Origin of the sequence: Cereibacter sediminicola (assembly GCF_007668225.1) — a bacterium.
GTDB lineage: Bacteria > Pseudomonadota > Alphaproteobacteria > Rhodobacterales > Rhodobacteraceae > Cereibacter_A > Cereibacter_A azotoformans.
In genome coordinates, this window is the sequence record NZ_VDEK01000009.1 from 94,232 (window position 1) to 116,483 (window position 22,252).

Genomic DNA, 22,252 nt, shown 5'->3' on the forward strand with positions numbered 1-22,252 from the left:
GACGCGGGTGGCTCGAGCGACCGAGAAGAGCATGAACCGAACAGAATTCATCATCGCGACCGCCGTCATCCTGTTCCTCGCCTTTGGCATGGGATGGCTTGCCCACTGGCTCGTCAGCCGCTTCTCGCGCGTGACGGGCGACATGTCCGAGGTGGACCGGCTCGCGCAGCATCTGCACGAGGCCGAGGAACAGCGCGATCAGGCCGTGCTCTATCTGGAAAGCCGCGAGGCCGAGCTGGGCGCCCAGCTGGCGCAGACCGAGGCCGAGCTGCGCGCCGCGATGGACGGCCTGCGCGAGGCCCGCGCCGAAGCCGAGCAGATGCGCGCCTATATCGAACGGATCAGCGCAGGCTGACGCGGCCGGAGGGTCAGCTCCCGGTCAGGTCGGCCACGAGGCGCGAGGACGGGTCGGCCAGCGCGTCGATGACGTCGAAATGGTGGCAGCCCGGCGCGACATGCCACGGGCAGGACCAGGCCTCGGACAGGAGGCGGGCCTGCCAGAGAAAGGCGGGACGTTCCTGGCCGCCCACATGGACGATGACCTCGGTCGAGGCGCGCCGTGCCAAGCGGGCCGGGCTTTCGGCCGCGGCCTCCTGCGGATCAAGCCCGAGGGTCTCGTTCATCCGCGTGCGCATCAGCGGCCCCAGTTCGGCCAGCGGAGAGATCGGGACGCTGCGGACCAGCCGTTCCGCCACCGCGGCCGGCAGCGGAGCGTTCGCGCAGGCCAGCCGGGCGGCCAGATGGCCTCCGGCCGAATGGCCCGTCACCGCGACGGGCCCCGGCACCCGTGCGGCGGCGTGGCCCACGGCCTTCGCGGCATCCTCGACCATCTCCCGGATGCGGGCCGCGGGGGCCAGCCGGTAGGACGGCATTGCGACGGCGAAGCCCCGTGCAAGTGGGCCCGTGGCCAGATGAGACCAGTTCTCGCGGCCGAAGGCCATCCAGTAGCCGCCATGGAGGAAGACCACGAGGCCACGGACCGGCCCGTCGGGAAGGAAGAGATCCAGGCGGTGGCGCGGGTCCGGGCCATAGGGGAGGTCAAGGCGGGCGCACTCGCCGAGGCTCGTGCGGAAGGCGGCGGCGGTGGCGTCCCAGCGCGGGGGATAGGCCTCTGCGTCCGGGATGAAGGCCCCGTTGGCATAGGCCATGTCCGCGTCGTCGGGATCGTGCGTCACTGACCTGCGCCTTGGTCCCGGCTGGCCTTCTTGCCGATTCTCGGCTCGGTCCCGTTGGCGATGCGCCGGATGTTCTCGTGGTGCCGGACGAAGATCAGCACCGCCAGCACCAGCCCGAGCGCCGCCATCTGCCCCTGGCCGAGCAGCAGCATCCAGACCACGCCGCTCGCCGCCGCCACCAAAGCCGACAGCGACGAGATGCGGCTCACCGCGGCCGTGGCGAGCCAGGTGAGGCAGCAGGCCAGCCCCACCGGCCAGGCAAGCGCAAGCAGCGTGCCGAGGAAGGTGGCCACCCCCTTGCCGCCCTGGAAGCCGAGCCAGACCGGATAGAGGTGCCCCAGGAACGAGGTGAAGGCCGCAAGCTGCGCCGCATCCTCGCCCACCGCCGCGCGGGCGATGAGGACGGCGATGGCGCCCTTGCCCGAATCGAGCAGCAGCGTCGCCAGCGCCGCCGGCCTGTTCCCGGTGCGCAGCACGTTCGTGGCGCCGATGTTGCCCGAGCCGATCTTGCGCAGGTCGCCCAGCCCCAGGGCACGGGTGATGACGATGCCGAAGGGGATCGAGCCGAGCAGGTAGCCCAGCACCCCCGTCAGGATCAGCGCCAGAAGGCCGCTCTCGATGGCCGGCATGTCAGTCTCTCCCGCTCTGGTCCCGAATGCCGGGACGGATCTGCTCCGGTCTGGTCCCGCCGGTGCGCCCGAGGGAAGAGGGCGCGCCGCCGCAGGGGCCGCCTGAAGACGTGCCTGCCGTTCGCGAAGCGTGAATGACAGGGGCGCACATCGTCACTCGACGGCAAAGACCTGCCGGCCGCCGACGAAGGTCGCCAGCACGCGCCCCTCCATCCGCTGCCCGTCGAAGGGCGTGTTCTTCGATTTCGAGCGCAGGGTGAAGCGGTCGAGCACGAAGGGCGCGTCGGGGTCGAACAGCACGAGATCGGCCGGCGCCCCCTCGGAGAGCCGCCCCTGCGGCAGGCCGAGCCGCCGTGCGGGGTTGAGCGCCATGGCCCGGAAGAGCTGCGGCAGGGTCAGGAGGCCCGCATGGTAGAGCCGGAGGGCCGCGGGCAGGAAGGTCTCGAGCGCCACGGCGCCCCAGGCGGCTTCCTCGAAGGGCAGGCGCTTCGACTCCTCGTCCTGCGGCGTGTGCATCGAGGAGATGATGTCGATCAGCCCCGAGCCCACCGCCTCGACCATCGCAAGCCGGTCCTCTTCCGAGCGCAGCGGCGGTTTCAGCTTGAAGAAGGTGCGGTAGTCGCCGACGTCGAACTCGTTCAGCGTCAGGTGGTGGATGCCGATGCCGGCCGTCACATCAAGACCGTTGCGCTTGGCCCGCTCGAGCGCGGGCAGGGTGCGGGCGGTGGTGATCTGGTCGGCGTGGTAGCGCACGCCCGACATCTCGACCAGCGCCATGTCGCGGTCGAAGCCCATGCGCTCGGCCATCGGGTGAACGGCGGGGATGCCGCGCAGGCTGGCGAACTTGCCGTTGGTGGCCGAGGCGCCCGCCGAAAGGCCCGGGTCCTGCGGATGGCCGATCACGAGCGCGCCGAGGCTGCGGGCATAGGTCATGCAGCGCGCCGCGACCTTGGTGGTCTCGATCACATGGTCGCAGTCGGTGAAGGCCACGGCGCCCGTGTCGAGCAGGAAGCCCAGCTCGACCATCTCGCGCCCCTCGCGGCCCTTGGTCAGCGCCGCCATGTGGCGGATGCGGACCGGGCTCGCCTCGGCGGCGCGGCGGGTGACGAACTCCAGCACTTCGGGCGTGTCGATGGCGGGCATCGTGTCGGGGCGGGCGATGATCGTGGTGACGCCGCCCGCCGCCGCGGCGAGGCCCGCCGAGCGAAAGCTTTCGCGGTGACGCTCGCCGGGTTCGCCCACCTTCACGCCGAGATCGACGATGCCGGGGGCGAGGCATTTGCCGTTGCAGTCGATCACCTCGGCGCCGGGTGGCGGCTCGAGCGCGCCCACTGCGGCGATGAGGCCGCCCTCGATCAGCAGGTCGCCCTCGGTCTCGGTGCCGGCCTCGGGGTCGATCAGGCGGGCGTTGGTCAGGAACAGGCTCATACCATCACCCCCACCGCGGCGCGGCCCCGTTCGGCGCGCAGGTTCCGCGCCAGAAGATCCATGCAGGCCATGCGCACCGCCACCCCCATCTCGACCTGATCCTGGATGACCGAGCGGTTGATGTCGTCGGCGAGCGTGCCGTCGATCTCGACGCCGCGGTTCATCGGGCCCGGATGCATGACGATCGCATCCTCCTTCGCGAAGGCGAGCTTGTCGGCGTCGAGCCCGAAGCGGTGGTAATATTCGCGCTCGGAGGGGATGAAGGCGCCGTCCATCCGCTCTTTCTGAAGGCGCAGCATCATCACCACGTCGGCCCCCTCGAGGCCCTTCTTCATGTCGTCGTAAAGCTCGCAGCCGAACTCTCCCACGCCCGGCGGCATCAGGGTGGGGGGCGCGATCAGCCGCACCCGGTTCTCCATCTTGCCGAGCAGGATCAGGTTCGAGCGCGCCACGCGGCTGTGGGCGATGTCGCCGCAGATGGCCACGGTCAAGCGCTGGATGCGGCCCTTGGCGCGGCGGATGGTGAGCGCATCGAGCAGCGCCTGCGTCGGATGTTCGTGCCGCCCGTCGCCTGCGTTCAGAACCGCGCAGTTCACCTTGGAGGCCAGGAGGTTGACCGCCCCGGAGGCCGGGTGGCGCACCACGAGGAGATCGGGATGCATCGCGTTCAGCGTCATGGCGGTGTCGAGCAGCGTCTCGCCCTTCTTCACCGAGCTTTGCGCCACGGCCATGTTCATCACGTCGGCCCCGAGCCGCTTGCCCGCCAGCTCGAAGCTCGACTGGGTGCGGGTGGAATTCTCGAAGAACATGTTGATCTGGGTCATCCCCGCCAGCGCGTCCGACTGCTTCATCGTGCGGCGGTTCAGGTCCACGTAGCTGTCGGCAAGGTCGAGGACGGATCGGATCTCGTCTGGGGCCAGTTGCTCGATGCCGAGAAGGTGGCGGGCACGGAAGGTCATGGGCGTCTCCGTCGAGGGCTCAGGCAGGGCGCGGGCTCGGCTCGGGCCGCTTATAGGAAGGCCGCTCGTGCGGGGCAAGGCGGTTGCCGGAGGGGCGGGCGCGGCCTAGGGTCTCTGCCTTGAGTCGGAGGGGCGATGGACGGGCTCGACTGGAACGCGGCGCTGGCGGCGCTGGCCTGGCAGGTGGATCTTGGCGCGACCGAGGCGATCTGCGATGCGCCGGTGAACCGCTACGAGCTGGAGGCGGCGCAGCCGGTGCCGAAGGCCGCCGCGGTGGCGGCGGCGACGGCCGCGCTCGATCCGGCCGCGGCGGCCGACCCGGTTGAGGAGGCGCGCCGGGCGGCCGCCGCCGCGACTGACCTCGGATCGCTGCGCGACGCGATGGCCGCCTACGAGCATTGCGACCTCAAGCGGGGGGCGCGGAACACGGTCTTCTGCGACGGGAACGCCTCGGCGCGCGTGATGCTGATCGGCGAGGCTCCGGGGCGCGAGGAGGATGCGGCGGGCCGGCCTTTCGTGGGGCGGGCGGGGCAGCTGCTGGACCGGATGTTCGCGGCGATCGGCATCGCCCGCACGAGCCCGGACCCGGCGGGGGCCCTCTACATCACCAACGTCATGCCCTGGCGGCCGCCGCAGAACCGCGATCCCTCGGCCGAGGAGGTGGCGATGATGACGCCGTTCCTCGAGCGGCATGTGGAGCTGGCGGCGCCGGACCTGATCGTGGTGATGGGCAACACGGCCTGTTCGGCGGTGCTGGGGCGGACGGGAATCACCCGGCTGCGGGGGCGCTGGGCCGAGGCCTGGGGGCGGCCGGTGATGCCGATGTGCCATCCGGCCTACCTCTTGCGCAATCCCGAGGCCAAGCGCGAGGCCTGGGCGGACCTGCTGGAGCTGAAGGCGCGGCTGTCGGCCTGACCGGGCTCGGATCGCCCCGTGCCGGGAAGCGACCGGAGCGGGGGGGCGCCGGGACGGGGGCATCGAGCCCCCGCCCCGGCGGCCGCAGGCGCGGCGCGCCCGCCTCAGGGCGCCGGGCAGCCCCGGATCTCGACCGCGCGGCGGTCGCCCAGCACGGTTACCGTCAGGGCGGAGCGGTCGAGGGCGAAGGGCGCCCCGCCGGGCCCGACCAGATCGGAGACGGCGGTGAGGCGCGCGCCCTGCCGCGAGGTCACCGCCTCGGAGGTCCAGATCGCCGATGTTCCGGGTTCGAGCACGACCACCTCGGAGGCGCCCATCGCAGGCAGATCGAGCTCGGCCGTGAGGCGCAACCCGTCGCTGATCGGCTCGACCCGGCAGGCGATGCGGCCGACACCGGCTTCGCGGCCCGATTCGGGCCGGGATCGCATCGCGGTGGAGATGACGGAGTCCGGTGCGCCGGCCGGCGGAAGCTCGGCCTGCAGCTCGAACTCGGCCGGCACGCAGATGTCGCGGCAGACGCCGAGATCCACCCGCGCCTTCAGATGCACGGGTCGCGTCGGGTCGCGGGTCTCGATCTCGAAGGGCAGCACGAGTTCATCCCGGTAGCCGATCGTCTGCATACCGTTCAGGTTGAAGACGCGCGGCACCGGCCAGTGCATGTGCACGCGCGCCACATTCTCCGAGCCGCTCCAGTCGAATTCGGGAGGGATGCCCGCCTCGCCGGGGCTGCGCCAGTAGGTCTTCCACTCGGGCGCCAGCCGCAGCCGGAAGGCGGCGATGTGGCGGCCGCCTTCGCGCCAGCCGGGCAGAAGCTCAGCCCTGAAGATCTGGTCGGGCGGAGTCGCGGCCGCGGGGAGGGCCGACAGGACGAGGCATGAGGCGAGAAGCGAGCGTATCAGCATGAGCCGCACAATTCCGCAGCAGGCCGCGATTGGGAAGTCACAATCCCGCCAAACGACCGCGTGACCGGGCACCTGTGCCGCCGCGACCCCCTTGAGCCGATGCGTCCGCCGCCCCATAGTCGGGAAAAGGAAACGCTCATGGATCTTTCTGGCAACCTGCTCATCGCCATGCCCAGCATGGCCGACCCGCGGTTCGAGCGCAGCCTCGTGCTGATCTGCGCCCATTCCACGGATGGCGCGATGGGGCTTGTCATCAACAAGCCCGTGAACGACCTGAGCTTTGCGGGCATGCTCGAGCAGCTCAACATTCCGCGCGCGCCCAACGGACGCGACATCCGGGTGCATCTCGGCGGGCCGATGGAGCGGGGGAGGGGATTCGTGCTCCATACCCCCGACTACATGAGCGCGGGCGCCACGATGCTCGTCTCGGGCAAGTTCGGCATGACGGCGACCGTCGATATCCTCGAGGCGCTGGCCCGTGGGCAGGGGCCGAGCTCGGCCCTCATGGCGCTCGGCTATTCGGGCTGGGGGCCGGGACAGCTCGAGGCCGAGGTGCAGCGCAACGACTGGCTGACGGCCGAGGCCCCGGCAGAACTGGTCTTCTCGGACGACGATACGGGAAAGTGGAGCGGGATGCTGCGCCACATGGGCATCGATCCGCTGACCCTGTCCTCGACCGCCGGTCACGCCTGACGGCCGCCCCGGTCGCCGGCGACCGGGAGCCGCGGATCACTCTCCGGGAAACTTCGGTTCCGGCCCCTTGAAGGTGGGGTCGAACGTGGCCCAGTCACGATCCGTCCCGGTGTTGGGCAGGGCGCTTCGCGGGATCGAGTGGTGCATGTGGATCTTGCCGAGGAACAGGGCCGTGATGGGCGCCGTGATGAACAGGAAGGCCGCGACCAGCAGCTCCTGCCACGTCAGGGTGGCGCGAAAGTGGTAGAGATCCACGATCGAGGCGATGAGCGCCGCACCGACACCGACGGTTGTGGCCTTCGTCGGCGCATGGAGGCGCTGCACCGCGTCGCGCAGGCGCAGCAGGCCGAAGCTGCCGACCAGCCCGAAGGTGCCGGCGACGACGAGAAGGGCGGAGACGAGGATTTCCAGGGCCAGATCCATTGCCATCACTCGATGATGTTGCCGCGCAGGACGAACTTGGCATAGGCCACGGTCGAGACGAAGCCGGTCATGGCGAACAGCAGGGCCGCCTCGAAGGTCATCGTGCCCGTGCCGCGGATGCCGAAGAGCACGATCAGCGCGATCATGTTGATCACCATCGTGTCGAGCGCGAGGATGCGGTCGGCAATCGTCGGCCCCTGCAGGAGCCGAGCGAGGTTGAACAGAAGCGCCACGCCGAAGCAGCCGAGCGCGTAGGTCAGGGCAAGTGCGATCATGCGAAGATCCTCTTGAGGCGGGCTTCGTAGCGGGCCTTGATCTCGTCGCGCACCGCATCCGGGTCGGGCGCGTGGAGGCAATGGACGAGCAGCACGCGGCCGCAGGCCGAGACGTCGGTGACGACCGTGCCCGGCGTCAGCGTGATGGTGCCGGCCAGCATCGAGATCGCCTCGGGCGAGGTGAGCTCGATCGGGACGGCGATCCAGGCAGAGTGGATGTCGTCGGTGCGGTAGAAGAGCACGATCTTGGCCACCGCCACGTTGGCCCTGACGATATCACCGATCACCAGCAGCACATAGGCGGCAAGCCGCAGCGGACTGCGGAGCTGGGTCTGTCCCGGCCAGTAGGGCGCGACCAGCAGCGGGATCACGATCCCCAGGATGACCGCAAACACGAGGCTGCCGAGCGCCGGCTGGTTGACGAGCAGCATCCAGGTGACGATCAGCGTGGCGCTCAGCCAAGGGTGGGGAAAGAGCCTTCGGATCATCGGGCGGGCTCCGTCAGGCGGTTGGAGGCAATGTAGGGTGTCCGCTCTGCCAGTTCATCGGCAATGGAGCCGAGCGTGGCCGATACCGGGCCTGCGGCGAGGGTCAGCGCCACCAGCCCGGCCACCAGTCCGCCCACCGCGACGAAGGCGAGAATGTCGGGGCGGTGGGGCTCTGGCTCGGCCAGCGTCTCGTGCGACTTCCAGAAGAGGAGGCTGCCCGCGCGGGCAAAGCCCACGATCATCAGGAGCGAAGTGACGAGCACCGTGCCCCAGATCAGGGCCATGCCCGGTCCGCGCAGCGCGTCAAGGATCAGCAGCTTGCCGAGGAAACCCGACAGCGGGGGCATCCCCGCCAGCGCGATCGCCCCCACGAAGAAGAGCGCCGCGATCAGCCCCTCCTGCGCCACGGGGGGCTGACGCTGGGTCAGATCCTCGCTGCCGCGCCGCGCCAGCACCAGATCGGCCACGAGGAACAGCGCCGCCGTCGCAAGCGTCGAATGGAGAAGGTAGAACAGCGCGGCCGAGGTGCTCGCGGGGGTGAAGCCCGAGACGGCGGTGAACAGCGTGCCCATCGAGGCGATCGCGCCGAAGGCCACGAGCCGCCCGATGCTGGCGGCCCCCAGCACGCCCATCGCGCCGATGGCGAGCGTCACGAGCGCCGCGGGCAGCAGAAGCTCGGCGAAGAAGCCGCCGGTGGCCGGGGTGTCGGGCGGGAAGATCAGGTTGAAGACGCGGATCACGGCATAGGCGCCGACCTTGGTCATCACCGCGAAGAGCGCCGCCACCGGGCCCGGCGCCGCGGCATAGGTGCCGGGCAGCCAGAACTGGAACGGCACCAGCGCGCCCTTGATGGCAAAGACGATCAGCAGCAGCACGCCCGCGACGCGCAGGATCGCCGTCTCGGCCTCGGGCATGGCCGCCACCCGCTCGGCCAGATCGGCCAGGTTGAGCGTGCCCGCGACCGAATAGATCGTGGCCAGCGCGAACAGGAACAGGGTCGAACCCATCAGGTTGTAAGCCACATACTGCACGCCCGAGCGCAGGCGCGCCCGCCCGCCGCCGTGGATCATCAGGCCGTAGCTCGCGATCAGCAGCACCTCGAAGAAGACGAAGAGGTTGAAGGCGTCCCCCGTCAGGAAGGCGCCGCAGATCCCCATGAGCTGGAACTGGTAGAGGGCGTGGAAATGCTGGCCGCGCCGGTCCCAGCCGGTGCCGATGGCATAAAGCTGCACCATCAGCGCAAGGAACGCCGTCAGGGCCACCATGATCGCGGCCAGCCGGTCGAGGACCAGCGCGATCCCGAAGGGCGCGGGCCAGTTGCCGAGGAAATAGGCCTCGGGCGGGTTGGTCGAGGCGCTGACCAGCAGCACCCCGGACACGCCGCAAAGGGCGATGGTGCCCGCCAGCGAGAAGACCCGCTGCAACACGAGGTCATGGCGCATGAACAGCACGATCAGCGGCGCAAGCACCGCCGGAAGCACGACCGGGGCAATGATCCAGTGGTTCATCGTCCGGCCTCGTCGTCGCTGTCCATCCGGTCGGTGCCGGCCTCAAGGAAGGCGCCGAGAGCCACCATCACGATGACGGCCGTCATGCCGAACGAGATCACGATCGCCGTCAGAACCAGCGCCTGGGTCAGCGGGTCGGTGTAGCCCTCGGCGGTGTAGGACAGGACGGGCGGCAGGCCCACGGCCAGACGCCCCGAGGCGAAGATGAACACGTTCACGGCATAGCTCAGGAGGGCGAGGCCCACGATCACGGGAAAGGTGCGCATGCGCAGGATCAGGTAGATGCCTGCGGCGGTCAGCGTGCCCACGGCGGAAGCGACGAGGATCTCCATCAGCGGTCTCCGAAGCCGTCGCGCGGCAGGTCGATGTCGTAAGGGGTGGACGAGACCTCCTCTCCCGCACGCACGGCGATGCGGGAGATCGAGGCAAGCGCCAGCAGCACAGCCCCCAGAACCGCGAGGAACACGCCGGTGTCGAAGACCATTGCGGTCGCCAGTTCGAACTCTTCGAGCGGGGGCAGGTGGACATAGCCGTAGTCCGAGGTCAGGAACGGCCGCCCGGCGAACCAGGCGCCGACGCCGGCCGCGCCCGCGATCAGCACGCCCATGGCGATCAGCGCATGATACTCGACCCGCTTGCGGGCCGCCGTCCAGCCAAAGCCCGAGGCCATGTATTGCATCAGCGCCGCGATGGCGACGACCAGACCGGCGATGAAGCCCCCGCCGGGCAGGTTGTGGCCGCGCAGGAAGATGTAGACCCCGACCACGATCGCCACAGGCAGCATCATCCGCGTCGCCACCACCAGCATCAGCGGATGGCGATCGCCCGCGTGGCGATGCTCCTGCGCCCAGGAGAGCAGCCGGTTGTTGGCTGGGCCCGGCCGCAGGATCGTCTCGGTCACGGCAAAGATAACCAGAGCCGCGATGCCCAGAACGGTGATCTCGCCGAACGTGTCATATCCGCGGAAGTCCACGAGGATGACGTTGACGACGTTCGTTCCGCCGCCTCCGGTCTTGGCATTCTCGAGGTGATAGCCGGCGATGCTCGGGAAGGCGAAGTCGCGCGTCATCATCATGTAGATCAGGCTGCCGACGCCCAGTCCCGCGGCGCCCGACAGGATGGCGTCGCGGATGCGGCGCGGGGCCTTGCTCTCCATCGGTGTCCGCTTGGGCAGGAAATTCAGCGCGAGCAGGAGGAGCATCACCGTCGCCACCTCGACGAGGATCTGCGTCAGCGCGAGGTCCGGCGCCGAGAGATAGGCAAAGCCCATCGAGACGACGAGGCCGACCACCCCCAGCACGACCAGCGCGAGGATGCGGTTGTGATGGACGATCACCAGCGTGCAGGTCGACACGATCAGCAGAAGCCAGCCGATGACCGGCACGACATGGACCGGCGTCAGCTCTCGCGTGCCGGGCGTATGGCCCCCCGAGAAGAAGGCGTAGCCTCCGGCGGCGACCATGGCGAAGGTGGCGATGGCGAAGTAGCGGCTCAGCGCCCCGTCGTGCAGCCCTGCCGAGAACCTGCGCGAGAAGTCCGCCAGCGGTTCCACGATGCCGTCGAAGATCCGCTTGGCCTCGGGCCGCGGCGTGGCAAGCCAGCCGCGCATCAGCGCCGCGTGAAGGCCGAGCAGCACGAGGCCGCCGCCGACGGCCGCGATCGACATCCAGAGCGCCGGCGTCAGTCCGTGCCAGTGGTAGATGTGGGCATGGAGGGCCTCGCCGGTCGTGGCGCCCGCCGCGGCATCGACGAGCCAGCCTGCAACCGGCATCGGCGCAATCCCGATCGCCACCACGAGCAGCGCGAGGAAGGCCGGGGCCGCCCACAAGCCAAAGCCCGGATCGTGCGTATTGTGCGGATAATCGTTGCGCACCGGCCCGAGGAACGTGTGCGCCACGAACCGCAGCGAATAGGCCACAGAGAAGACCGCACCCAGCGTCGCGAAGGCCGGCATCAGCCACGCCTGCCCGGCCCAGGCCGTATGGGTGGCCTCTTCCAGCATCATCTCCTTGGAGAGGAAGCCGTTCAGCGGCGGGATGCCCGCCATCGACAGCGCGGCGAGGGTGCCGATGGTGAAGGTGATCGGCATCAGCTTGCGCAGGCCGCCGAGGCGCTTGAGGTCGCGGGTGTGGGTCTCGTGGTCCACGATGCCCGCGGTCATGAAGAGGGCGGCCTTGAAGGTGGCGTGGTTGATGATGTGGAAGATCGCGGCAATGGCGGCGGACTGGGTGCCGAAGCCCAGCAGCATCGTCACGAGGCCAAGGTGCGAGACGGTCGAGAAGGCCAGCAGCGCCTTGAGGTCGTCCTTGAAGAGCGCGATCTTGGCGGCCACGACCATGGTCACGAGGCCGGTGGTCGCCACCAGGTAGAACCACTCGGGCGTTCCGGCCAGCGCCGGCCACATCCGCGCCATGAGGAAGAGGCCCGCCTTCACCATCGTCGCCGAATGGAGGTAGGCCGAGACCGGCGTCGGCGCCGCCATCGCGTGCGGCAGCCAGAAATGGAACGGGAACTGAGCCGACTTGGTGAAGCAGCCGATCAGGATCAGCACCAGCGCCGGCAGATACCATTCCGAGGCCTGGATCGCCTCGCGCGCCTGAAGGATCACGGTCAGATCGTAGCTTCCCGCGATCTGGCCGAGGATCAGCATCCCCGCGATCATCGCGAGCCCGCCCATGCCGGTGACCGCCAGCGCCATACGCGCGCCCTGGCGTCCGGCGGGCAGGTGCTTCCAGTAGCCGATGAGCAGGAAGGAGGAGAGCGAGGTCAGCTCCCAGAAGACCAGCAGGAGCAGGATATTGTCCGACAGGACAATCCCCACCATCGCCCCCTGGAAGAGCAGGAGGTAGCTGTAGAACTGCCCCATCGAGTCCTGCTTCGACAGGTAGAAGCGGGCGTAGAGGATGATCAGCAGGCCGATCCCGAGGATCAGCCCCGCAAACAGGAGGCCGAGCCCGTCGAGGAAGAAGTTGGCGTTCAGACCCAGCCCGGGCATCCACTCGATGCGCGTCTGCACGGTCTCGCCGCGCAGAACGGCCGGGGCATGCAGCCCCAGCATCAGCAGGGCGAGGGCCGTGACGCTGCCCGTGACGAAGGCGCAGGCTGTGCGGCTGGATCGGATCATGAGGCCCGGCAGCAGGGCCCCGAGGAACGGGAGGGCGGCTATCAGCGCGAGGGACATGCCGCCGGCGCCTCCATTCCAGATGCGAAACGTCGCGCTCTCATGAATTTCTTTCACATTCGGGTTCGGTTCGGGCCAAACTGGTGTTCTGGCCTTCACAAGTCAACTGCGGACGGACCGAAATCCTCAGCCTTCGGCGGCCGCGCCCCAGGCCTCGACAAGGTAACGCTGCGAGAGCGGGATGGCGGCCGCCCCGAGGGCCCGCGCCTGGGCTCCGACGGTGCCCTCACGGATCTGCGGGGGCTCGATTCCCGACAGGTCCAGCCGGTGCAGCGCGGCGTGGGTCCGGCGCACCATCTCGGCCCGGATCTCCGGCGGCATCCAGCCGTCAATCATCACCGTCTCCATCTCGACCAGGGCCGAGGCCGAGAGAATCGCCGAGGCAAGCCCCGCCGCCGCGCCGTCGAGCCAGTCGGACAGGACGGGCGCGCTCACCTCCCAGCGGTCGGGGTTCTCCCAAAGGGCGGCCGGGTCTTCGCCCGCATGTTCCATCGCCTCGGCAAGGACGGACATGGAGGCCACGTTCAGCAGCCGACGCATCCGGCCCGAGCGGTCCGGCACCGGCATCGGCCCGACGCCGGCCGCGTTGCCGGTGCGGCCGGCATAGAGATGCCCGTTCAGGACCAGCCCGCCGCCGATGAAATAGGCAAAGTAGAAATAGAGGAAGTCCTTCGGACGCTCGCCGGTGCCGAAGACCAGTTCGGCCCCGCAGGCGGCCGTGGCATCGTTGCGCACATGGACCGGCAGCCCGGTGAGGGCGGCCAGTTCGGCCTGGATGTCGCGCTCACGCCATGCGTCCATCTCGGACTGGGGGGCGCCCACATATTGCACCCAGTTCCAGAGCTGGAAGGGCATGGCGATGCCCATGCCGCCCACGCGCGCCCGCCCCTCGGGTGGCAGGCTTCCGGTCAGCAGGGGCAGCGCCTCGGCGGTGAAGCCCACCACCACATCCGGCGTCGGATAGGAATAGATCCGGCGCCGCGCCGCGACCGGCCGGCCGAGGAAGTCGATCAGCACCAGTTCCGCCGACCGCCGCCCGATCTTGAGGCCGAGAAAGTAGGCGCCCTCGGCCGCGAGCGACATGGGAACCGAGGGCTGGCCGATGCGGCCGCGGATCGGCTCTCCCCGGCACAGGAGGCCGTCGCGCTCAAGCTCGCGCATGATGACAGAGACCGTCTGGGCCGACAGCCCCGTCATCCGTGCGATGTCCGACTTGGCCAGCGCCCCCTCGCGCCGCACGAGCGAGAGCACGAGGCGCTCGTTGCGGGCGCGCATCCCGCTCTGGTTCGAGCCGCGCAGCCCCGGTTCGGCTGCGGCCGGGCGCTCCGCCGTCTCCTGTCCCTGTCTCACGGTCATCTCCCTGCCCGGCACCGCGGGCCTCCACCTGTCATTGGGCCCCCGGCGGCCTCGGCTGTCAATACTAAATCAGAGTGATTTATTTATTGACGCAGCGCCGGGAATCGGCTTCCATGAAAGGCGTCGCGGCGGGCGGGTGCCTGCGCAGCGCAAGATCGGCGGGCAGGGAGAGGCCCGCCAGTGGGAGGAGACATCGTGACACGACTCAAGATCGCCCTGATGGGGTGTGCGGGGGCGCTTGCCCTGTCGGCCGCTCCGGCCCTGGCCCAGGAGGTCGGCGCCTGCCTGATCACCAAGACCGACACCAACCCGTTCTTCGTGAAGATGAAGGAAGGGGCCACGGCGAAGGCACAGGAACTCGGCATCAACCTCAAGTCCTACGCGGGCCGGATCGACGGCGACAGCGAAAGCCAGGTGGCCGCCATCGAGACCTGCATCGCCGACGGGGCGAAGGGCATCCTGCTCACGCCGTCCGACACCAAGGGGATCGTGCCGTCGGTACAGAAGGCGCGCGACGCGGGCATCCTCGTGATCGCCCTCGACACGCCGCTTGATCCGATCGATGCGGCCGACGGCACCTTTGCCACCGACAACTTCCTCGCGGGCGAGCTGATCGGCCAGTGGGCGCAGGCGAAGATGGGCGACGCGGCAGCGGATGCCCGGATCGCGATGCTGAACCTCGGCGTCTCGCAGCCGTCGGTGGATGTGCTGCGCGCGCAGGGCTTCCTGCAGGGCTTCGGCGTCGATCTGGGCGACCCGAACCGCTGGGGCGACGAGACCGACCCGCGCATCGTCGGCCATGACGTGACCGACGGCAACGAGGAGGGTGGGCGCCGCGCGATGGAGAGCCTGCTGGCGCAGGACCCGATGATCAACCTCGTCTATACGATCAATGAGCCGGCGGCGGCCGGCGCCTACGAGGCGCTCCGGTCCATCGGGCGCGAGAGCGATGTGCTGATCGTCTCGGTCGATGGCGGCTGCCCCGGCGTGCGGAACGTGAAGGAGGGGGTGATCGGCGCCACCTCGCAGCAATATCCGCTGCAGATGGCGGCGCTGGGGGTCGAGGCCATCGCGGCCTTCGCCAAGGACGGCACCCGTCCCGCGACGACCGAGGGCAAGGACTTCACCGACACGGGCGTGGCGCTTGTGACCGACCAGCCGGTCGAGGGCGTGGAGTCGATCGACAGCGCCCGTGGCGCGGAACTCTGCTGGGGCTGAGCCGCGGCAGCACGGAACGGGGGCGGGGTCGCATCCGCCCCCAGGCGGGATCCGCGTCCGGCGGTCCGCAATGCCAAGCGGGAGGTCAACGACAATGGCAACCGAAACCCAGGGGCCACAGGGCTTCGAGGCTGCGCTGACCCGCAAGCCCGAGGCCGTGGCCGAATTCACGCAGCGCAGGTCCCCCGTGCAGCAGGCCCGTCACCTCCTGCATCAGACGCCCTCGCTCGTGCCGCTGATCGTGCTGGTCGTCTCGATCTCGATCTTCGGGGCGCTCTTGGGCCAGAAGTTCTTCTCGGCCTTCACGCTGACGCTGATCCTGCAGCAGGTGGCCATCGTCGGCATCGTCGGCGCGGCACAGACGCTTGTGGTGCTGACGGCGGGCATCGACCTGTCGGTCGGCGCGATCATGGTCCTGTCCTCGGTCATCATGGGCCAGTTCACCTTCCGCTACGGGATCCCGGCACCGCTGTCGGTGCTCTGCGGGCTGGGTGTCGGGGCCGCCATCGGCTTCGTCAACGGAACGCTGGTCGCGCGGATGAAGCTGCCGCCCTTCATCGTGACGCTGGGCATGTGGCAGATCGTGCTGGCGGCGAACTTCCTCTACTCGAGGAACGAGACCATCCGCTCGCAGGACATCGCGGCCGAGGCGCGGATCCTGCAGTTCTTCGGCACCACCTTCCGTGTCGGTGCCGACGAGGCCGGCCGGGGTGGCGCCGTCTTCACCTATGGCGCGGTGCTGCTGATCGTTCTGGTGCTGCTCATCGCCTATGTGCTGCGTCAGACCGCGTGGGGGCGCCATGTCTATGCCGTGGGCGACGATCCCGAAGCCGCCGAACTCGCGGGCGTGCAGACGAAGACCGTCCTTGTCACCGTCTATACGCTCTCGGGGCTGATCTGCGCGCTGGCGGGCTGGGTGATGATCGGCCGCCTCGGGTCGGTGTCGCCCACCGCGGGGCAGTTTGCCAACATCGAATCCATCACCGCGGTGGTGATCGGCGGGATCAGCCTCTTTGGCGGCCGCGGCTCGGTGCTGGGGATGCTCTTCGGCGCGCTGATCGTGGGTGTCTTCTCGCTGGGCCTGAAGCTCATGGGGACGGACCCGCAATGGACCTACCTGCTCATCGGCATCCTCATCATCGCGGCGGTGGCCGTGGACCAGTGGATCAGAAAGGCGGCTGCGTGATGGAACCGATCCTGAAGGCCCGTGGCCTCGTGAAACGCTACGGCCGGGTCACGGCGCTGAACAACTGCGACTTCGACCTCTACCCCGGCGAGATCCTCGCGGTGATCGGCGACAATGGCGCGGGCAAATCCTCGCTGATCAAGGCGCTGTCCGGCGCGATCCGGGTGGACGAGGGCACCATCGAGCTTGACGGCAAGCCGATGAACTTCTCCTCGCCGCTCGATGCGCGCGAGGCGGGGATCGAGACGGTGTATCAGAACCTCGCGCTGTCGCCCGCGCTCTCGATTGCCGACAACATGTTCCTTGGGCGCGAGATCCGCAAGCCGGGCATCATGGGAACATGGTTCCGCGCCCTCGACCGCGCCGCGATGGAGCGCAAGGCGCGCGAGAAGCTGACCGAGCTGGGGCTGATGACGATCCAGAACATCGGTCAGGCGGTCGAGACCCTCTCGGGCGGGCAGCGGCAGGGGGTGGCGGTCGCCCGCGCCGCGGCCTTCGGCTCGAAGGTGGTGATCATGGACGAGCCCACGGCGGCGCTGGGCGTGAAGGAGAGCCGCCGCGTGCTCGAGCTGATCCTCGACGTGAAGCGGCGCGGCCTGCCCATCGTGCTCATCAGCCACAACATGCCCCATGTGTTCGAGGTGGCTGATCGCGTGCACGTTCACCGGCTGGGACAGAGGCTCTGCGTGATCGACCCCCGGCGCCATTCCATGTCCGACGCGGTGGCGCTGATGACCGGGGCCATGGCGCCCGAGAAGCTGAACGAGTTCGCATGACCCCCGAGGCGCTCGCGCAGGAGATCCGGGCGGCGGCAAAGGGGCGGGAGCGGTTCGTGGTGGCCCTCGCCGGGCCGCCGGGGGCGGGGAAATCCACGCTGGCCGAAGCGCTGGTGGCCGCCCTCGGCGCCGGCGCCCGGCTGGTGCCGATGGACGGGTTCCACTTCGACGACCGGGTGCTGATCGCGCGCGGGCTCGCGCACTGCAAGGGCGCGCCCGAGACCTTCGACGTCCGGGGCTTTCTCAACCTCATGGAGCGGCTGCGGGAGGGCGGCGAGATCGCGATCCCGGTCTTCGACCGCGCGATGGAACTGGCACGCGCCGCGGCGGACGTGGTGACGGATGAGGACCGCATCCTCGTGGTCGAGGGCAACTATCTGCTGCTCGACGAAGAGCCGTGGCGGCGGCTGCGCGGTTTCTTCGACCTCACGCTCTTTCTCGACGTGCCCGAGGCCGAACTCGAACGGCGGCTGCTTGCGCGGTGGGCGGCGCGGCCGGAGGGGGCGGCCTGGGTGGCCTCGAACGACATGCCGAACGTGCGGCGGGTGATCGGCGGCTCGGCTCCGGCGGACCGGAGGATCCGCTGGCCCTAGCCCTGCGGGGTCATCGCCTTGCGTTGGCGTGCCCGTTCCAGCCCCAGCCGACGCTCGCGCCAGATGATGAGGATGCCCGCGCTGACCACGAGGCTCGCGCCGGCCAGCATCACGAGCGTGGGCACCTCGGAAAAGACGAAGAAGCCGATCAGCAGCGCGAAGATCATCGAGGCATATTCGAACGGCGCGATCAGCGAGGCATCGGCGTGGCGGTAGGCCGAGGTCAGCAGGATCTGCGCCACCCCGCCCAGGATGCCCGCCCCGATCAGCAGCGCGGCCTCGGCCGGTGTGGGCCAGACCCAGCCGAAGGGGAGGGTGACGAAGGACAGAAGCGTGGCGGTCAGAGAGAAATAGAAGACGATGGCCGCGGTCGCCTCGGTATGGACGAGCTTGCGGATGAAGACCTGCGCGAGGCCCGCGAAGACCGCGCCCCCCAGCACGAGCGACGCGCCGAAGGCCTCGCGGTGGCCCACCCCGCCGGACAGGAGCGTCAGGCGCGGCGAAAGCACGATCAGCACCCCCACCAGCCCGAGGATGACGGCCGAGATGCGGAAGGCGCGCACTTCCTCGCCGAGGAACATGGCCGCGAAGATCACCGTGAGGAGGGGGGCGGCATAGCCGAGCGCCGTCACCTCGGGCAGCGGCAGGTAGGCCAGACCGGCGAACCCCAACCCCATCGCCAGCGTCCCCACCAGCCCGCGCCAGACGTGACCCATCGGGTTGACCGCGCGCAGCCCGGTGCGCCACTCGCGCCGCCAGACCAGCCAGACGATGATCACCGGCATGGCGAAGAACGAGCGGAAGAAGACCGCCTCGCCCGCCGGCACCCGGTCCGAGGCCGCCTTGATGAGCGCCGACATGATGATGAAGATGAGGACGGAGGCGACCTTCAGGCCGATGCCGCGCAGCGGATGCATGGGACTCTCTCGGATTGATACGAGAGAAGGATCACTCCCTGTCGCCGGGCGCAAGGCCGAAAGGAGAACCATGCCTATGGCATGCCCGATCCGGCCGTCATGGCGCCGCCGCAATCCGCTGGACGCGGCGGCGGGCATGGGTTTCTCTGGTGTCCGGCACAGGAGGATCCATGCGGCGCAGCCTTTCCGATCTCATCGACCAGGGGCGGGGCAAGGCTCCGGCCGATCTCGTGCTGAAGAACGGCCGGATCTACGACCTCGTGACGGGCGAACTGGTGCAGACGGACGTGGCGATCTGCGGCGACCGGATCGTGGGCACCTTCGGAACCTACGAGGGCCGGCGCGAGATCGACTGCCGGGGCAGGATCCTCGTTCCCGGCTTCATCGACACCCATCTCCATGTGGAAAGCTCGCTCGTCACGCCGTTCGAGTTCGACCGCTGCGTGACGCCGCGGGGCATCACCACGGCGATCTGCGATCCGCACGAGATCGCCAATGTCTGCGGGCTGGAAGGCATCCGCTATTTCCTTGAGGCCGCCGAGCATCTGGTGATGGACCTGCGGGTGCAGCTGTCCTCCTGCGTGCCCTCGACCCACATGGAGACGGCGGGCGCGGCGCTTGAGGCGGCGGATCTCGTGCCGCTGATGGATCATCCGCGGGTGATCGGGCTGGCCGAGTTCATGAACTTTCCCGGCGTGCTGATGAAGGACGCGGGCTGCCTTGCCAAGCTCGAGGCGTTCCGCGGCCGGCATATCGACGGCCACGCGCCCCTGCTGCGCGGCAAGGATCTGAACGGCTACATCGCGGCCGGCATCCGCACCGAACATGAGGCCACGACCGCGGAGGAGGCGCTCGAGAAGCTGCGCAAGGGAATGCGGGTGCTGATCCGCGAAGGATCGGTGTCGAGGGATCTGCACGCGCTCGTGCCGCTGCTGACCGAGCGGCATTCGACCTACCTGTGCCTGTGCACCGACGACCGGAACCCCCTCGACATCGCCGAGCATGGCCATATCGACCACATGATCCGCACCGCGATCCGGCTGGGCGCGCCGCCGCTCGCCGTCTATCGCGCCGCGAGCCTGTCGGCCGCCGAGGCCTTCGGGCTGAAGGACCGCGGCCTGATCGCGCCGGGCAAGAGGGCGGATGTGGTGGCGCTGGATTCGCTCGAGGGCTGCCACGCCACGCTGGTCTTGGCCGGCGGCGTGGTGGCCGATGACGGGGCGTTCGCGGCCCGCGGAACGGTCGCGCCGGTGGCCCGGGCCTCGGTGCGGGTGGCGCCGGTCGAGGCCGCGGCCTTCCGCTGCCCCGGAAACCGGGCCGAGACGCCGGTGATCGGCATCCTGCCGGGCAAGATCATCACCGAACATCTGACGGACGCGATCGAGCCCGTGGACGGCGACAAGCGCCCCGACCCGTCCCGGGACCTTGCCCGGATCGCGGTGATCGAGCGGCATGGCCGGAACGGCGGACGCGCCGTGGGATTCGTGCGGGGCTTCGGGATGAGGCGCGGCGCGATCGCCTCGACCGTCTGCCACGACCATCACAACCTGGCCGTGGTGGGCGTCGATTACGCCGACATGGCGCTGGCCGCCAACCGGCTGCGCGAGATCGAGGGCGGGTTCGCGGTGGCCGCGGGGGGAGAAATCCTTGCCGAACTCGCGCTGCCGGTGGGCGGGCTGATGAGCCTCCGCCCGTTCGAGGAGGTGCGCGATGCGCTGGTGGCGTTGCGCGAGGCCGCACGCGGCCTCGGCGTGACGCTGGAGGAGCCGTTCCTCCAGCTGGCCTTTCTCGCGCTGCCGGTGATCCCGCATCTCAAGATCACCGACCGCGGCATCGTGGACGTGGACCGGTTCGAGATCCTGCCCTGAGGCCCTCCGCCCCCTGCGCGAGGCGTGTCAGCAGGGGCCGGTGAACCGCTGGCCGCGCGCGTTGCGGTAGTAGCAGGTGCCGTTGCCCGCCGGGCCGATCAGCGTGCCCGCAATCGCGCCGGCCGCTGCGCCGAGGGCCGCGCCCTGCACACGGTCGTTGTCGCTGGAAACCGCCGCTCCGAGGGCGGCGCCACCAAGGGCGCTGGCCGCCGTCGTCTGGTCCGCAGTCTCGCAGCCGGCGAACAGGGCCACGACCGGCAGAATGAAAAGCACTTTCTTCATGATGGTTCTCCGGGCATGAATGTCTGCGGGCTCAACATCCGCCCTGCCCGAAGGTTCCGAAGCGGGGGGATTTGCCGCCAGACGGGCGGGTGGTCCGGCCCCCCGGCGTCTGCGGGCAAGCCATCCGGGGAGGGCCCGCCCGCAGATGTGCCCTCAGTGCATGCCCAGCAGTTGCGGCAGGAACAGCGAGATCTGCGGCACGTAGGTCACGAGCAGGAGGAAGCCCAGCATCGTGAGCAGCCAGGGCCAGACCGCAACCGTCAGTTCGGTAATGCCCATGCGGGTGATTCCCGAGGCCACATAGAGGTTCAGGCCCACGGGCGGGTGGCACATCCCCACCTCCATGTTCACGATGATCATGATCCCGAAATGCACCGGGTCGATGCCAAGGCGCACGGCGACCGGGAACAGGATCGGCGCCATGATGAGGACGATCGAGGAGGGTTCCATGAAGTTGCCGGCCATCAGCAGGATGATGTTCACCGCGATCAGGAACATCCACCATGTCAGGCCCGAATCCACCATCCACTGCCCCAGCGCCTGCGGGATGTTCTCATGCGTGAGCAGGAAGCTGAACAGCACCGCGTTGGTGATGATGTAAAGCAGCATCGCCGACATGTTGGCCGACTGCAGCAGCACCCGCGGCACGTCGCGAAGCGTCATGTCCTTGTAGACGAAGACGGCGATCACGAAGGCATAGACGGCGCTCATCGCCGCGGCCTCGGTGGGGGTGAAGGTGCCGCTGTAGATGCCGCCCATCACGACGAAGATCAGCAGAAGCCCCCAGATCGCGCGGCGGAACGCTTGCCAGCGCGCGGCCCAGCTGGCCTTCGGCAGGCGCGGATAGCCGAACTTGCGGGCGCGATACCAGGTGGTCAGCGCCAGAAGGCCCGCCAGCATCATGCCGGGAATGACGCCCGCGATGAACATCTCGCCCACCGAGGGCGCATCGACGATCCGGCCGTCCGGCCCCTCGACCAGCATCCCCGAGGTGGCCACGCAATACATCACCATCACGATCGACGGCGGGATCAGGATCCCGAGCGCGCCGCTCGTGGTGATGACGCCCGCGCCGAACCGGGTGGGGAAGCCCTGCGCCACCATGGCCGGCAGGATGACCGAGCCGATGGCGACCACGGTTGCGGGCGAAGACCCCGAGACGGCCGCAAAGAGCGCGCAGGCAAAGACGCCGCCGAGCCCGAGGCCGCCGTGCCAGTGGCCGACCATCGCGGTGGCAAAGTTGATCATCCGCTTGGCGACGCCGCCGTGGGTGAGGAAGTTGCCGGCGAGGATGAAGAACGGGATCGCCATGATCTCGAACTTCTCGATCCCGGTGAACAGCTTCAGCGCCACCGTGTCGATCGGCACCGTGGTCATGGTGAAGAGGAAGGTCAGCACCGTCAGGCCGAGCGCGATCGAGATCGGCATGCCGGTGAGCATCAGGGCGATGAGACCGCCGAAGATGAGGGCTGCGTTCATC

General features: G+C 69.2%; 23 protein-coding genes. 8 read left to right on the forward strand and 15 right to left on the reverse strand.

Features of this window, described 5'->3' with window-relative positions; genetic code table 11:
- The first annotated feature begins 31 nt into the window (after nucleotides 1-31).
- A complete protein-coding gene (locus FG154_RS08615; protein WP_101340110.1) occupies nucleotides 32-355 on the forward strand; it encodes a hypothetical protein in 324 nt (107 codons plus the stop codon).
- 13 nt (nucleotides 356-368) lie between these two features.
- Here FG154_RS08615 and FG154_RS08620 read toward each other — a convergent pair whose 3' ends face one another.
- The 4 genes from FG154_RS08620 to FG154_RS08635 form a co-directional block, all read right to left on the reverse strand.
- The gene (locus tag FG154_RS08620) at nucleotides 369-1,148 is read right to left on the reverse strand and encodes an alpha/beta hydrolase (RefSeq protein ID WP_145106676.1); all 780 of its coding nucleotides are present in this window, start codon (nucleotides 1,146-1,148) and stop codon (nucleotides 369-371) included.
- A 23-nt stretch (nucleotides 1,149-1,171) separates the two neighbouring features.
- Nucleotides 1,172-1,804 carry a glycerol-3-phosphate 1-O-acyltransferase PlsY gene (gene plsY / locus FG154_RS08625; RefSeq protein ID WP_145106600.1) on the reverse strand — a complete coding sequence of 211 codons (633 nt, stop codon included), beginning with the start codon at nucleotides 1,802-1,804 and terminating at the stop codon, nucleotides 1,172-1,174.
- A gap of 153 nt (nucleotides 1,805-1,957) precedes the next feature.
- Nucleotides 1,958-3,232, reverse strand: coding sequence for a dihydroorotase (gene pyrC, locus FG154_RS08630; protein WP_145106603.1), 1,275 nt, complete (start codon nucleotides 3,230-3,232; stop codon nucleotides 1,958-1,960).
- Nucleotides 3,229-4,191, reverse strand: coding sequence for an aspartate carbamoyltransferase catalytic subunit (locus FG154_RS08635; RefSeq protein ID WP_145106605.1), 963 nt, complete (start codon nucleotides 4,189-4,191; stop codon nucleotides 3,229-3,231). The genes pyrC and FG154_RS08635 overlap by 4 nt, the downstream gene beginning before the upstream one ends.
- Nucleotides 4,192-4,326: 135 nt before the next feature.
- Between FG154_RS08635 and FG154_RS08640 the strand changes: the two genes are divergently transcribed.
- Nucleotides 4,327-5,106: a uracil-DNA glycosylase gene (locus tag FG154_RS08640; RefSeq protein ID WP_145106607.1), complete on the forward strand. Its 780-nt coding sequence runs from the start codon at nucleotides 4,327-4,329 to the stop codon at nucleotides 5,104-5,106.
- 104 nt (nucleotides 5,107-5,210) lie between these two features.
- Here the strand turns inward: FG154_RS08640 and FG154_RS08645 are convergent, their stop codons facing one another.
- Complete coding sequence (locus tag FG154_RS08645; RefSeq protein ID WP_145106609.1) at nucleotides 5,211-6,008, reverse strand: protein-disulfide reductase DsbD domain-containing protein; 798 nt, start codon at nucleotides 6,006-6,008, stop codon at nucleotides 5,211-5,213.
- A 138-nt stretch (nucleotides 6,009-6,146) separates the two neighbouring features.
- On the opposite strand from FG154_RS08645, the gene FG154_RS08650 reads away from it, so the two are divergent.
- The gene (locus tag FG154_RS08650) at nucleotides 6,147-6,701 is read left to right on the forward strand and encodes a YqgE/AlgH family protein (protein ID WP_145106611.1); all 555 of its coding nucleotides are present in this window, start codon (nucleotides 6,147-6,149) and stop codon (nucleotides 6,699-6,701) included.
- Nucleotides 6,702-6,737: 36 nt separating this feature from the next.
- On the opposite strand, the gene FG154_RS08655 is transcribed toward FG154_RS08650, so the two are convergent.
- From FG154_RS08655 to FG154_RS08685, 7 genes are all read right to left on the reverse strand, one after another.
- A complete protein-coding gene (locus FG154_RS08655; RefSeq protein ID WP_145106614.1) occupies nucleotides 6,738-7,124 on the reverse strand; it encodes a Na+/H+ antiporter subunit G in 387 nt (128 codons plus the stop codon).
- A gap of 5 nt (nucleotides 7,125-7,129) precedes the next feature.
- Nucleotides 7,130-7,399, reverse strand: a complete 270-nt coding sequence (locus FG154_RS08660) for a K+/H+ antiporter subunit F (RefSeq protein ID WP_145106616.1) — start codon at nucleotides 7,397-7,399, stop codon at nucleotides 7,130-7,132.
- Nucleotides 7,396-7,887 (reverse strand): Na+/H+ antiporter subunit E, encoded by a 492-nt coding sequence (locus FG154_RS08665; protein WP_145106618.1) that lies wholly within the window; start codon nucleotides 7,885-7,887, stop codon nucleotides 7,396-7,398. The genes FG154_RS08660 and FG154_RS08665 overlap by 4 nt, the downstream gene beginning before the upstream one ends.
- Nucleotides 7,884-9,395: a monovalent cation/H+ antiporter subunit D gene (locus tag FG154_RS08670; protein WP_145106620.1), complete on the reverse strand. Its 1,512-nt coding sequence runs from the start codon at nucleotides 9,393-9,395 to the stop codon at nucleotides 7,884-7,886. Before FG154_RS08670 ends, FG154_RS08665 begins: the two co-directional genes overlap by 4 nt.
- Nucleotides 9,392-9,727 carry a Na+/H+ antiporter subunit C gene (locus FG154_RS08675; protein ID WP_011907296.1) on the reverse strand — a complete coding sequence of 112 codons (336 nt, stop codon included), beginning with the start codon at nucleotides 9,725-9,727 and terminating at the stop codon, nucleotides 9,392-9,394. Before FG154_RS08675 ends, FG154_RS08670 begins: the two co-directional genes overlap by 4 nt.
- On the reverse strand, nucleotides 9,727-12,576 hold the full coding sequence (locus FG154_RS08680; RefSeq protein ID WP_145106623.1) for a monovalent cation/H+ antiporter subunit A: 2,850 nt from the start codon (nucleotides 12,574-12,576) through the stop codon (nucleotides 9,727-9,729). Before FG154_RS08680 ends, FG154_RS08675 begins: the two co-directional genes overlap by 1 nt.
- Before the next feature lie 126 nt (nucleotides 12,577-12,702).
- Nucleotides 12,703-13,926 carry an ROK family transcriptional regulator gene (locus FG154_RS08685; RefSeq protein WP_145106625.1) on the reverse strand — a complete coding sequence of 408 codons (1,224 nt, stop codon included), beginning with the start codon at nucleotides 13,924-13,926 and terminating at the stop codon, nucleotides 12,703-12,705.
- A 201-nt stretch (nucleotides 13,927-14,127) separates the two neighbouring features.
- Between FG154_RS08685 and FG154_RS08690 the strand changes: the two genes are divergently transcribed.
- The 4 genes from FG154_RS08690 (at nucleotide 14,128) to FG154_RS08705 (ending at nucleotide 17,705) form a co-directional block, all read left to right on the forward strand.
- Complete coding sequence (locus FG154_RS08690) at nucleotides 14,128-15,150, forward strand: sugar ABC transporter substrate-binding protein (RefSeq protein WP_145106627.1); 1,023 nt, start codon at nucleotides 14,128-14,130, stop codon at nucleotides 15,148-15,150.
- A 94-nt stretch (nucleotides 15,151-15,244) separates the two neighbouring features.
- Complete coding sequence (locus FG154_RS08695) at nucleotides 15,245-16,336, forward strand: ABC transporter permease (protein ID WP_145106630.1); 1,092 nt, start codon at nucleotides 15,245-15,247, stop codon at nucleotides 16,334-16,336.
- Nucleotides 16,336-17,112 carry an ATP-binding cassette domain-containing protein gene (locus FG154_RS08700; RefSeq protein ID WP_145106632.1) on the forward strand — a complete coding sequence of 259 codons (777 nt, stop codon included), beginning with the start codon at nucleotides 16,336-16,338 and terminating at the stop codon, nucleotides 17,110-17,112. Before FG154_RS08695 ends, FG154_RS08700 begins: the two co-directional genes overlap by 1 nt.
- Entirely contained in the window at nucleotides 17,109-17,705 is a 597-nt protein-coding gene (locus FG154_RS08705; RefSeq protein WP_145106634.1) for a nucleoside/nucleotide kinase family protein, read from the forward strand. The genes FG154_RS08700 and FG154_RS08705 overlap by 4 nt, the downstream gene beginning before the upstream one ends.
- On the opposite strand, the gene FG154_RS08710 is transcribed toward FG154_RS08705, so the two are convergent.
- Nucleotides 17,702-18,622 carry a DMT family transporter gene (locus tag FG154_RS08710; protein ID WP_145106635.1) on the reverse strand — a complete coding sequence of 307 codons (921 nt, stop codon included), beginning with the start codon at nucleotides 18,620-18,622 and terminating at the stop codon, nucleotides 17,702-17,704. The two genes, FG154_RS08705 and FG154_RS08710, sit on opposite strands and share 4 nt — an antisense overlap.
- A 170-nt stretch (nucleotides 18,623-18,792) precedes the next feature.
- On the opposite strand from FG154_RS08710, the gene ade reads away from it, so the two are divergent.
- The gene (gene ade, locus FG154_RS08715) at nucleotides 18,793-20,490 is read left to right on the forward strand and encodes an adenine deaminase (protein WP_145106637.1); all 1,698 of its coding nucleotides are present in this window, start codon (nucleotides 18,793-18,795) and stop codon (nucleotides 20,488-20,490) included.
- Nucleotides 20,491-20,517: 27 nt separating this feature from the next.
- On the opposite strand, the gene FG154_RS08720 is transcribed toward ade, so the two are convergent.
- Nucleotides 20,518-20,772 carry a glycine zipper 2TM domain-containing protein gene (locus tag FG154_RS08720; protein WP_011907305.1) on the reverse strand — a complete coding sequence of 85 codons (255 nt, stop codon included), beginning with the start codon at nucleotides 20,770-20,772 and terminating at the stop codon, nucleotides 20,518-20,520.
- 153 nt (nucleotides 20,773-20,925) lie between these two features.
- Nucleotides 20,926-22,251 carry a TRAP transporter large permease gene (locus tag FG154_RS08725; RefSeq protein WP_145106639.1) on the reverse strand — a complete coding sequence of 442 codons (1,326 nt, stop codon included), beginning with the start codon at nucleotides 22,249-22,251 and terminating at the stop codon, nucleotides 20,926-20,928.
- Nucleotide 22,252 lies beyond the last annotated feature (1 nt).